Origin of the sequence: Methanococcus maripaludis, from assembly GCF_002945325.1 — an archaeon.
Classification (GTDB): domain Archaea; phylum AGJL01; class Methanococci; order Methanococcales; family Methanococcaceae; genus Methanococcus; species Methanococcus maripaludis.
Genome location: NZ_CP026606.1, coordinates 1,083,110 through 1,094,863 on the forward strand (window position 1 = coordinate 1,083,110; position 11,754 = coordinate 1,094,863).

Sequence of the window (11,754 nt, forward strand, 5' to 3'; positions counted from 1 at the left end):
CGGTGAAATAATGAAAAAGATGATTATTGTTGGTGCGGGTCCTGGAGACAAGGAATTAATCACGATAAAAGGAAAAAATGCAATTGAAAGTGCAGATATCTTAATTTATGCAGGTTCGTTAGTAAATCCGGAAGTTTTAGATTACAACAAAAAGGATGCAAAAATCTACAACAGTGCAACGATGACACTCGATGAAGTAATCGAAGTTGCAGTAAACGGAATTAAAAACGGATTAACTGTTGTAAGGGTTCATACTGGAGACCCTGCACTTTACGGTGCGATAAAAGAGCAGATCGATGAATTGAAAAAATATGAAATCGATGTAGAAATAATTCCAGGAGTAACTTCCCTTTTTGCAGCAGCGGCAACTTTAAAATCAGAATTAACGCTTCCTGATGTATCACAAACAGTAATAATTACACGGCCTGAAGGAAGAACTCCAAAACCTGCAAAAGAAAGTTTAATCGCGCTTGCAAAACACAACGCTACAATGGCAATTTATTTGGGAACAGGAATGATAGAAAAAGTATGTAAGGAGCTAATTGAAGGTGGATATCCGGAAAACACTGCGGTTTCAGTGGTATATCATGCATCATGGCCTGACGAGAAAAAAATTACTGGAACACTAAAAGACATATCTGAAAAAGTAAAAGGCGAAGGAATTACAAAAACAGCACTTATAATCGTTGGAAATGTAACAAATCCTGACAGTTATGATTATTCAAAACTTTACGACAAAGACTTTGAACACGAATTTAGAAAACCTAAAAATTAAAGATTTAATTCTTCTATTTTTTCCATTAAAATTTTTAAATCAGTTTTTTTTGCAACGTTCTGCTCATTACCTATTAATTCAGTTAATTTTATTTTTAATTCTTCAATATTTTCCGATTCTTCAATTAATTCTCTTATATATTCCATATTTTGAACATAAGGCGCAGTTTCCATTACTAATTCTCTATTTTCCATCATTTTCACCTTTTGTTTTTTTATCGTATCTTTCATTAATTGCAATTTCTGAAACAATTGTTGTAATTTCTCTTTCAAGGTGTTCTGTCCTTAAATATGATTTGTAAACTAAGAAAAACAGAATTATAATTCCAAAATACACTAAAACGTCAATACCTCTTCCTACACCCAGACTGTTTGCAATTTTTCCAAGAAAATTTGGAAAACTTACCATTAACATTACAAAAATCCATCCTAAAATCCATATAACTGCAGTAAATGGTGAAATAGCACTTTTTTTAGCCTGGACTGCAACTTTTAAAATAACAATTAATCCAACGATAATCCCGATAATTTGAACAGGTTCCATCAACACACCTCGTCTGCATATATACTTTACACCATAATTTTATATATATTTAATTTATAACTAATGAAAAATGTCGGTGGTTTTAATGAGGCATTTAATTTCGATGAGAGACATCGGCCGGGAAGAAATTCTGAATATTTTAGACGAATCCGAAAGAATGGAAGCTATTTTAAATGAAAAAGGTCACTGTGATTTTTTAAATGGGAGAATACTCGCAACTCTTTTTTACGAACCATCAACAAGGACAAGACTTTCTTTTGAAACTGCAATGAAAAGGCTTGGTGGAAACGTTATTGGTTTTACGGATATTTCAAATACTTCTGTAACAAAGGGCGAATCTTTAGCCGACACTATCAAAGTAATCAGTGGTTACAGTGATTTGATTGCAATAAGGCACCCGTCAGAAGGAGCTGCAAGGCTTTCAAGTGAAAATTCAAAAGTTCCAGTTATAAATGCTGGAGATGGATCAAATCAGCACCCAACGCAAACACTTCTTGATTTATACACGATTAAAAGAGAAGTTGGACACATTGAAAATTTAAAAATCGCATTTATAGGGGACTTAAAGTATGGAAGAACTGTCCACTCCTTATGTCAAGCATTATCCTTATTCAAAGGTGTAGAAATAAAATTAATTTCTCCAGACGAACTTAAAATGCCAAGAGAAGTAATTGAAGATATCGCTGGAAAAATAAAACTTTCAGAAATGGCTGATGTCGATATTGACGATGTTGATGTTGTTTACATGACAAGGATTCAGAAAGAAAGGTTTGTCGATGTTAATGAATACTACAAGGTAAAAGGAATATATCGACTTTCAAAAGAGCACATCGGGGAGAAAAACGTGGTTATCATGCACCCTCTTCCAAGGGTAGATGAAATCGATTCTGAAGTTGACAACATCCCTCAAGCAAGGTACTTTAAACAGTCATTTTATGGAGTTCCTGTCAGAATGGCGATTTTAAAGCTTTTATTTGAAGATTCAATAAAATAATTAAATTATTATTCTTATTTAACCTATTTTAAAATGCAGTTAATTTTTTATACTATCATATCAATCACATATTATACTCGCATACTCTCTCAAAAAACTTATTATATAAGGAAAAACTTCGATTTTTTTTTAAAAATAAACACAAATAAGGTGTAAACATGGCAATTTGGCAAGGAGCAAGCAGAAGACTCTCAACAGGAGCTAAAGTTTGGAGAGCTGCAAAAAAACATAAAAGAGAAATGGGAAGACCTGCAGCAGAAACACAAGTTTCAGAAGTAATCAAAAGAAAAATTGTAAGATGCAGAGGCGCAAACTTAAAAGTTAAGTTGGAAAAAACAAACTATGCAAACGTCTTTGATCAAGCAAACAAAGTTTGTAAAAAAGTTGCAGTAACAAATGTTATCGACAACAAAGCAAACAAACACTACATCAGAAGAAATGTTATGACAAAAGGCGCAATCATCGAAACAGAAATGGGTAAAGCAAAAGTTACCTCAAGACCTGGACAAGATGGTGTTGTAAACGCTGTTTTATTAACAGAATAATTCTCTTTTTTTATTTTAAAAAAAATTAAAATTTTAATTTTCAAATTTATTTTTGTTTTACTTTAGCTCTTTTAATCATCGAAAATTTTTTTCCACCGCATTCGCAGGTTAAATCTTCGATTCTTTTTACATTATTTCCCACTTCATGGATTTTTTTACAATTCATGCATTGGTAGTATCTTAAAGTTGGTTTTAATTCTCCAGTGTATATTTTTTCAGAATTAACTTCTATTTTTTTCAAATTTTTACCAACAAGTCTTGCCAAAAATGTAGTGTTTCCAATAATTTCGGTTCCTTCATAGAAATTAAATCCAGGAATCAATTCGTAAATTAAAAAGTTCATATTGTTGATTGATTTTTGAAGTTCAATGTATTCTTCTACAGGCTTGTGAGAGAATGCAAGATACAATATTCCGTTATCTCCGAGTGCTTCGATGCCCCTTGACATGAAAAGCACTGCGCCGTTTAGTGTATATGGTGGATCGGTAAATATTGTATCAAATTTATTTACAAATTCACTTGGAAGTTCATTTTTAAAGTCCCATTTTACAGTTCTAATGTTTAAATTCTCTTTTTTAGAAACTTCTGAAATTAATTTCAAAAGTCTATCATCAATATCTAAAACAACAACTTCACTGCAAAGCCCTGTCATCGCAGTTGGAATTGATGCAAGGTCATCGTCACCTACAAATAAAACTCTTTTTCCTTCCAAATCTCCCCTATCCGCCATTATTGCAGCTCTTGCAGTGGCGGTTTCAGGCGTTGCAAAAGACTGGTCAATCATTGTGTTTACTTGCGGTCTTAATTTAGCGTAAGTTTTGTGCTTTTTCAATATCTTTTCAAATTTTTCATCAAACACGATATTTCGCCCACTGCATACTGGACATTTCATGTCAGATTTAAGCTTAAGTCCAAGTTCATTTTCAACAAAATCAATACCTTTTTTTGAAAGCACAGCTCCTTTATCATCTCTTTTTAAGAGCGATTCTCTTTCAAGAATTGATCTAACTTTAGATACAATTGGGAGGGGCAGTTTTACATACTGACCAATCTTTTTTGTTGAAATTGGCTGATTTCTATATATGCATCTTAAAATATCTTCAACAGCTCTTTCCCCTTCTGAAACTTTCACGTTTTTTGCAATACGCTTCAAAAATGATTTTTTAGCGTCAATTTTTAAGTTTTCCGTTTTTTTACCCATGCTTCCGATAATCTTCATGAATCCACCAGTTTATATTACAATAAAATAATAGTATCTTATTATTAAAAATAACATATTAAAAAATAACACATAAAACCGTATATTCAAATTAATAAATTAATATTCCCAAAATAAAAACGTGCCAAGGGGGTGATTCGAACACCCGACAACTGGATCTTCAGTCCAGCGTTCTCCCAGGCTGAACTACCTTGGCAATTTCCAGTTAAATCCACAATTAAGCATATCTTTTATGATATAAATACTTTACTACGAAAGGTTTATATATCAGAATGTTGATTGTTATTGTGCGGTCAAGTAGTATGACAGCGAGCCTCCTTAGCTCAGTAGGTAGCAGCGACGGACTGTTAATCCGTAGGTCGCAGGTTCGAGCCCTGCAGGAGGCGCCATTTTTTCTAACAAATTATTCACTCTCAAGACCGGGTACGGGCCCGTAGCTCAGGCTGGTTAGAGTGCTCGGCTCATAACCGAGTGGTCATGGGTTCAAATCCCATCGGGCCCATATATTTGAAACAAGCTCCAGTGGTGTAGTCCGGCCAATCATCCGGCCCTTTCGAGGCCGGGACTCGGGTTCAAATCCCGGCTGGAGCATTTTATTTTAAGTGCAGGGGTTGTCGAGCCTGGCCAAAGATGCAGGACTTAGAATCCTGTCCAGTAGTGGTTCCAGGGTTCAAATCCCTGCCCCTGCATTATAGTAATATTAAAAAACGATATTGTGGCCGTGGTAGGGTAGTGGCTATCCTGAGGGACTGTGGATCCCTCGACCCGGGTTCGATTCCCGGTCTCGGCCCCATTTTTTATTTTAGGAAAATATATTTGTTAATTTAAATATATAATTGATTATACAAATTTTTAAACAATGATTTACTATCCGTATTAACCACAATTTATAAAAAACGGTGAATTTATGAAAATAATCGGGATACTCGGCATTCAGGGCGACATTGAAGAACACGAAGATGCAGTTAAAAAAATAAACTGCATCCCTAAACGGATAAGAACGGTAGATGATTTAGAAGGAATAGACGCATTAATAATTCCCGGCGGAGAAAGTACCACAATTGGAAAATTGATGGTAAGTTATGGATTTATCGATAAAATTAGAAATTTAAAAATCCCGATACTTGGAACTTGTGCAGGAATGGTTCTTTTATCTAAAGGAACTGGAAAAGAGCAGCCATTACTTGAAATGTTGAATGTGACGATAAAAAGAAATGCATACGGTAGTCAAAAAGATAGTTTTGAAAAAGAAATAGATTTAGGCGGAAAAAAAATAAATGCAGTATTTATTCGAGCACCCCAAGTTGGGGAGATTCTCTCAAAAGACGTTGAAATCATTTCAAAAGACGATGAAAATATTGTAGGAATAAAAGAAGGAAACATAATGGCAATATCATTTCACCCGGAACTTTCAGATGACGGGGTTATTGCATATGAATACTTTTTGAAAAATATTGTAGAAAAAAAATAAATTAATAATTCATATTCATTTTTCTTTTTTTAATGAGTTCTGCTATTTCTGAACTTACATAAGGATTTGAACTCGTTTCAAAGGTTTTTAATTCATCAAATAAATAATCAGGTATTTTATCGATTCCTTTTATTTTAAAGAATTTTATCAGGAAGAGTTTAGAATCGTCATTTGATGTTTTAAGATACTCAATAATTTGTTTGCTGACCTTTTCAAGCATTTCAAGGTTATCCTCAAAGTTGCATGAGTAAATTACTTCAAGAGCTTTTTTAAAGATTATCCATTTTTTATCGTCACTTATTAATTCTAAAACTTTTTTAGAAATTTCAGGATGCTCTGTGCATTTAACATTTAATTTTACCATGCTGGCAAGCGTTTCTAACGCTTCAACCTGTATTTGCGGTTCATTTTCATCGAGAAGTTTTGAAATAAGTGGTAAGTATTCTTCAAAATTTTCAGCATTTAAAACTGATTCTTCAAACCAAGAAGTTTTTTTAGTTATTATCACTTTTAAACATTCAAGTCCCTTATACGCTAATAACGGGTATTTCTCATTGAAAATTATTTTGAAAATGTTATTAAGTACTGATTTTTTGTATTTTCCAAGTTCGTACATTAAATTAGTATCACCGGATTTTAAATTGGCTTTAAAAATATCCAGTAAAATTATCGTAATAATTAGTGAATTTCTTTCAGAGTTAAGGATGCTAAATTTCATAAAATCAAAGAATTCAAGATCCACGTAGTTTAGTGTTTTATAATCATGTGTTAACAGGTATTTTAGTGAAAAATAAATCTCTTGCCAGGTTTGATTTTTGATATCGACAACTTCTGACTCAAAGTTATTTTCCAAGATATAATTTTCAAGCTCCTGTTTTTCTTCAAATATTTTTTTAGATTCTTCTGTATCGATTTTTTCAAGTATTTTTAAAGATAGTGATGTGATTTTCGGGGTTGCTTGCGGATATATCACAAACTCTTTTATTTTTCGAGTAATTCTTTCGCTGATTTTATAGCCTTCCAAAATGTATTCAAAAATTTCATTTACTGCATTTATACGCCTTGAAATTATCATTTCGTTTAAATTCCCATATATAATTGCTTCACGCGGTTTTGGAACTTCTGAAAATTTATTTTTGAGTCTATTTAATAACTCGCCTGCGATTTCAAAGTCTTTTTTAAGTTTAAATAATTCATGAAATAAGTCAAAATATTCTTCAGTTAATTCCTGCATTTCAATGAATTCTAGGATTTTTACGATATTTTCGCTATCTTCTGATCTAATGTAACTTTTTAATTTTACTTTAAGTCTGATTACTACTGATTTATTAAGTTCAGGATGATTCAGCGCTTTTTCAAGTGTTTTAAACTTTTCTTCCAGATTTTTAGATTCATAACCAATTAATTCTTTTGATTCTGGAATCATTTTTAAAGTATCTTCGCAGATTGTTCGAATAATAGTAAAATGGTCTGTAAAATATTTTGTTGCAAGGGCACCTTGTAATTTAGAACTTATTTCGGAATTTTTCAAAATTTCAGGATATTTTTTGATTAATTTGTTATAAAAAATTGCACAATCCTGCCTTATTTCCATATTTGGATCATCAAGACATGCAATGGATTCGATTATTAATTTTTTTGGAATTTTAAATCCTCTTTCAAGAATGATCTGAAGAATCCATGCGCCAATAGATCTTACTAGATACACTCGATCGGCAAGAATTGTCTGTATTAAATCTTGTTTATAATCTATTTCGCTTGGAAATGCATACAGCAAATTTCCAATTTTTTTTCCAATTTCAAACCTATAAAGCCAGTCTTCGTTTTTAAACTCTTTTTCAAGGTTTTTAAACTGTTCGATTGCCCGGTTTTTTGGAAGTTCACTGTATTCGATCATGAGGTCTTCATCAAAATACATATTTTTTTCAGGGCTTAATAAATCATAACGCCCCAAATTTACAAGCAATCTCGTTCCACTATAATAATTTAGGTTGTTTTTTCTGAATAGCTTTCCAAGGTCATTATTTTCAAGAACTTTTTCAATACGTAAATTCAATTCATCATTATTTAACAAAACAAAAGAATTCAGCATTTCAAATCCATAAAAGCTTATTAAGTAGTTTTCGTGTGTTAAATATTCTTTAACTGGATTTTCGATTAGTTTTAAACATTTTTTAGTATCCATTTCTAAATTCATGTCAATTGTTAGGTATGAAAAAGCAAGCATTGCATTTATTGCAGTAATTTCATCCGATCCATATAATTTATCACTGATTAAAGAATGCACATCTAATTCGTTTTTTGATTGAATTAAATTTTTTAATGACTTTTGGTGTTTTTTAAGAGTAATTGCAGAAAGCAGTGCGATTCTATAATCTGCATCGTCCACATATTCTAAAATAAATAATAATTCGTCATTTTTAATCTCATTTTTTAGATTAAGAATTACAAGTTTTTTAAGTAAATCATTTTCAGCATTTAGGTTATCTTCATTAGCATCTGGCGATTCTATCAAAAATTTTAAGTCTTTAATAATTGATTTAGGAATGTTTTCAAATTCATCAAGTATTGCTTGAGACAAAATCCTCAAAAGTTCTGAGCGAGAATAAAGCGAAATCATCGAAAGTTCGGGAAGTGAGTTTTTAAGGTACCTTGGAGAGTGCATTGATACAAAACCAAGTACTAAAAGTGCCCGTGCAACTTCAAAATTATTTTTCGAGTATAACTTTGAATTATAATGAACTACAAGGTTATCGATTACCTTTGGATTTATTGAATCAATAATCTGTCTTGAAAATTCTTTTACCAGGTGGTTTGAAAATTCAGTATTGATATAAACGTGTATTAAAAGTTTTTCGGCTTTTTTAGGATATTTTAAAAGAATAACTTTTATGGAACTAAGTAAATTTAGTAAAACTGCGATATTTGGGTCCGAATTTAATATCACAATTTTTTGCATTCTTTCGTCAAGTGCCTGTTCATCAAGCAATCCTAAAATTTTTGCAGCTTCTGTTTTATCTTTATAATTATCAGACTCAATATATTTATCAAAAAGTGCTGCAAGGTCGTTTTTATCCGTGCTTTGGTACATATTCAGCCCCTTAATTTGATTTTCATGGATTCTATTTCTTCAATATCTCTTTTAATATCGTAATTTTTAGAATTTTTCAGATTTAAAAGTTGAGCTACTAAATTGCTGTTTAATCTTGATATATCTTGAATTTTAAAGAATCTCAACAGTATTAACTTAGAGTCATCGTTTGAATTTTCGATTTTTTCAAGTAAAAGTTTGGAAAACCTGTTTAACATTTTTTCGTCCATTTCGTAATTTCCAAGTACCTTTACAATTTTTTTGAAATTTTCCCAGTTTGATGTATCTAGCCGGTTTACAAGTTTTTCAAGAAACTCTGAGGATAAATCAAACGAATTTGAATTTTTGGCGTAATAATTAAATGCATTTATAGTTTCCTCGAGTACTTTATCGTCAGGATAATCTAAAAGTGAATTTAAAAATAATGGCCAATTTTTACTTTTATTTTCAGAAACATTGGTTATATTCCTTAATAACCATTCAGGTTTATGTTTAACAATTTCTACAGTTAATATAATTGCATTTTTTGATAATATTTCGTAATCGGTTGAATAAATCAAATAATATAAATTTTCAAGGACTTTTGGATTATCTATATCAGGACTGTTTAATATATTTGAATTTGGGTCAGTTATAACATTTTTTAGGATTTTTAATATCATTGTTGTCAGGATTACTGATGGACGTTTTGAATAATCTGATAAAAAGTACAAAATATCGTTAAAATTAATGGATTGGTAGTCATATTCTGAAGTTTTATGCAGTTGGCTGCTTAATTTTACATAGAGCTCTTCAGTGGTCATTTTTTTAATGTTTTCATCAGATTTTTCTTTAATATCTTTTAAGTCGTTCAAATGAGTATCAAATTCTCTTTTTTCAAAAATCAGTCTTTTACTTTCGATATCTTTTTGTAAATTTAGTATATTTATGCAGAGGTCAGTCAGTTTTTCATCCCTGTACATTACTAAAATTTCCTTTATTTTAAGGCCTATACCGTTATTAATCTTAAATCCTTCATTTAAATACGTAATAATCTCTTCCAGCCCATCTTTTTTATATTCCGGGATAGGGTTATTCAGGCTGTTTAATATCCTGATTTCAAGAGGTTTTGGAATTAATTTGTACCTATTTTTTATGTTATTTAAAAAATAATTCGCATCTTGATAAGTATCTTTCAATTTTACGAGTTCTTCCAAAAGATAGGAACAATCAACTTTTGATTCATGCGTTTTTAGGAATGTTAATACTTTTAAAATATTTTTTTCATCATTTTTTAGTATGTAACTATCAAGGTTTATTTTTAATTTTTCTAAAAATGCAGCAGAAGTTACCGGGTTTTCAAATAACTGTTCTGAATATAATTCCCCGCTTAGTTCCTCCTGAAACTTTTTTGGAGTATTTTCTAAATTTTTTAATATTTTATCCAGTATACTTTTTATCGCTATTTTGAAAGGAGGATAATTTTCATTTACGTAGTGACTCCCCAATATTGATTTAATTTTTGAAGCAGTGTTAAATTCAGTTAACAGTTCTGGACGTTTTTCCAGTAATTCATTTAATAAAAGGTAATATTCAAACCTTAATTCCCAGTATGGACTGTTTAAATCGTGAATTACTTCTAAAATAATCCTTTCAGGAAGTTTTATGTTGTATTTTACAAGTATTCGAAGTATCCATATTCCAATATTTCTTACAAGATATATTTCGTCATGGAGGATACTTTTTACAAGTTCAAAATTCATAAACTCTTTTGATTCATCAAAATATAATGCACTTCCAATTTTTTTTGCCCCATTATATCGTTCAAGCCAGTAATCACTTTTAATATTCTTTTCGGCTGATTTTATGTAATGTTGGCGTTCTGTCGGGGCCATATACTGCATTTTTAATTCAAGAGACCGGATTAGATACGGATTTTTGTCAACTTCCGGCAAAGTATTATATTTTTCGGCCAAAAGAGGCATTCCAAAGTAGTAGCAAAGCGGATGTTCTTTCAATATATTTTCAAAAGGATAATTATCAAAAATTTCATCAATTTCTTCATCCAGATTCAATTTTTCCATTTTGTGTAGCAAATAGAGAATGATTAAAGAGAATGCTTTTGAAATGTGGTCTTTTCCAGAAATATTCTTTTTTAAATAATAAAATATTTTTTCAAAATCCACGTTTTCAATTTCTAAATTTAAAGAATGGGTTATATCTAAAATTAAGGAATAAGAAATCAGCTGTTGAACATTGTTTGGATGTTTTTTGTAAAATTTTGAGAGTTGGTCTTGAAATATTAACGGATATTCTTCAAAATTTTTTTCAACTTTTAAAATATTATTTTGAAGGGATATGGCTGCAAGCAGTGTACAAAAATCGTTTTCAATTGATAAATACTTCAACAACTCATTTATTGTATTTTCATCGATTTCGTCTGAAACTGTAAGTCTGATCAATGATTTAGTGATTTCAGCGCCGGTTTTTGATTTATTTAATGGTGTTATATCCATTTTTTTATTAAAAACGAGGTAGGAATATCTTAAAAAGTTTCTATTAAGTTCTGAAAAATCGTCAAGGGTTCCAAGTGCAAGCAACTGTATTAATGCAGATGAATCATAAGTAGACGCCATTACAATCTCAGATAATGCTTTATCCAAATATTCCGGGCTGAATCTAGATATTAACGAAAGTAATATAACTGATTTTAATCTTTCTTCAGTATTTTTTGAATAAATTCCGTTTCGAAAGTGTTCAACGTGTCTTTCGATTACTTCGGGTCCTAGTGCTTTTATTTCGTTTTTTGCATGTTCTGATAAAATATTATTTGAAAATTCGGTATTGTAGTAGATACAACCAATTAATTCGCTAAAAACTTCCGGAAATTTGTTTAAAATATTTGAAAAAGCAGTTATTAAATTTAGCCGTATTGAAATGTCATTTTCAAAAGTAAGGCTTAAAATATTATCCATTCTACTTTTAATGTCGTTTATTCCGAGGTATCCCAATATTTTGGTCGATTCTGCTCTTTTTTTAATATCTTCTGAAGTAATATACTCATCAAATTTTTCTAACAATTCTTCTTTAGACAGTTCTCTATACATGGCTTCACCAAAAAAAGACTCAAATAAAAT

General features: G+C 30.8%; 9 protein-coding genes and 6 tRNA genes. 9 read left to right on the forward strand and 6 right to left on the reverse strand.

Going from position 1 to position 11,754, the window contains the following annotated elements; all coding sequences use genetic code 11:
- Window positions 1-10: 10 nt before the first annotated feature.
- Window positions 11-775 carry a precorrin-4 C(11)-methyltransferase gene (cobM, locus tag MMJJ_RS05810; RefSeq protein WP_104838051.1) on the forward strand — a complete coding sequence of 255 codons (765 nt, stop codon included), beginning with the start codon at window positions 11-13 and terminating at the stop codon, window positions 773-775.
- Here the strand turns inward: cobM and MMJJ_RS05815 are convergent.
- Together MMJJ_RS05815 and MMJJ_RS05820 are read right to left on the reverse strand one after the other, a co-directional pair.
- Window positions 772-969 carry a hypothetical protein gene (locus tag MMJJ_RS05815; protein ID WP_104838052.1) on the reverse strand — a complete coding sequence of 66 codons (198 nt, stop codon included), beginning with the start codon at window positions 967-969 and terminating at the stop codon, window positions 772-774. The two genes, cobM and MMJJ_RS05815, sit on opposite strands and share 4 nt — an antisense overlap.
- Window positions 959-1,318: a DUF2304 domain-containing protein gene (locus tag MMJJ_RS05820; RefSeq protein ID WP_104838053.1), complete on the reverse strand. Its 360-nt coding sequence runs from the start codon at window positions 1,316-1,318 to the stop codon at window positions 959-961. The genes MMJJ_RS05815 and MMJJ_RS05820 overlap by 11 nt, the downstream gene beginning before the upstream one ends.
- Before the next feature lie 85 nt (window positions 1,319-1,403).
- Between MMJJ_RS05820 and pyrB the strand changes: the two genes are divergently transcribed.
- A complete protein-coding gene (gene pyrB, locus MMJJ_RS05825; protein ID WP_104838054.1) occupies window positions 1,404-2,312 on the forward strand; it encodes an aspartate carbamoyltransferase in 909 nt (302 codons plus the stop codon).
- 158 nt (window positions 2,313-2,470) lie between these two features.
- Window positions 2,471-2,857, forward strand: coding sequence for a 30S ribosomal protein S8e (locus tag MMJJ_RS05830; protein WP_013999945.1), 387 nt, complete (start codon window positions 2,471-2,473; stop codon window positions 2,855-2,857).
- 46 nt (window positions 2,858-2,903) lie between these two features.
- On the opposite strand, the gene MMJJ_RS05835 is transcribed toward MMJJ_RS05830, so the two are convergent.
- On the reverse strand, window positions 2,904-4,076 hold the full coding sequence (locus tag MMJJ_RS05835) for a bis-aminopropyl spermidine synthase family protein (protein ID WP_104838055.1): 1,173 nt from the start codon (window positions 4,074-4,076) through the stop codon (window positions 2,904-2,906).
- A gap of 122 nt (window positions 4,077-4,198) precedes the next feature.
- Window positions 4,199-4,272, reverse strand: a tRNA-Phe gene (locus MMJJ_RS05840).
- 116 nt (window positions 4,273-4,388) lie between these two features.
- Between MMJJ_RS05840 and MMJJ_RS05845 the strand changes: the two genes are divergently transcribed.
- The 6 genes from MMJJ_RS05845 (at window position 4,389) to pdxT (ending at window position 5,547) form a co-directional block, all read left to right on the forward strand.
- Window positions 4,389-4,465: transfer RNA gene (locus MMJJ_RS05845), tRNA-Asn, on the forward strand.
- 38 nt (window positions 4,466-4,503) lie between these two features.
- Window positions 4,504-4,578, forward strand: a tRNA-Ile gene (locus tag MMJJ_RS05850).
- 14 nt (window positions 4,579-4,592) lie between these two features.
- Window positions 4,593-4,667: transfer RNA gene (locus MMJJ_RS05855), tRNA-Glu, on the forward strand.
- 13 nt (window positions 4,668-4,680) lie between these two features.
- Window positions 4,681-4,765, forward strand: a tRNA-Leu gene (locus tag MMJJ_RS05860).
- Window positions 4,766-4,794: 29 nt separating this feature from the next.
- A tRNA-His gene (locus MMJJ_RS05865) sits at window positions 4,795-4,869 on the forward strand.
- 114 nt (window positions 4,870-4,983) lie between these two features.
- Window positions 4,984-5,547, forward strand: a complete 564-nt coding sequence (pdxT, locus tag MMJJ_RS05870; RefSeq protein ID WP_104838056.1) for a pyridoxal 5'-phosphate synthase glutaminase subunit PdxT — start codon at window positions 4,984-4,986, stop codon at window positions 5,545-5,547.
- 1 nt (window position 5,548) lies between these two features.
- Here pdxT and MMJJ_RS05875 read toward each other — a convergent pair whose 3' ends face one another.
- Both MMJJ_RS05875 and MMJJ_RS05880 read right to left on the reverse strand, forming a co-directional pair.
- On the reverse strand, window positions 5,549-8,638 hold the full coding sequence (locus MMJJ_RS05875; protein ID WP_104838057.1) for a hypothetical protein: 3,090 nt from the start codon (window positions 8,636-8,638) through the stop codon (window positions 5,549-5,551).
- 2 nt (window positions 8,639-8,640) lie between these two features.
- Entirely contained in the window at window positions 8,641-11,724 is a 3,084-nt protein-coding gene (locus MMJJ_RS05880; protein ID WP_104838058.1) for a hypothetical protein, read from the reverse strand.
- Window positions 11,725-11,754 lie beyond the last annotated feature (30 nt).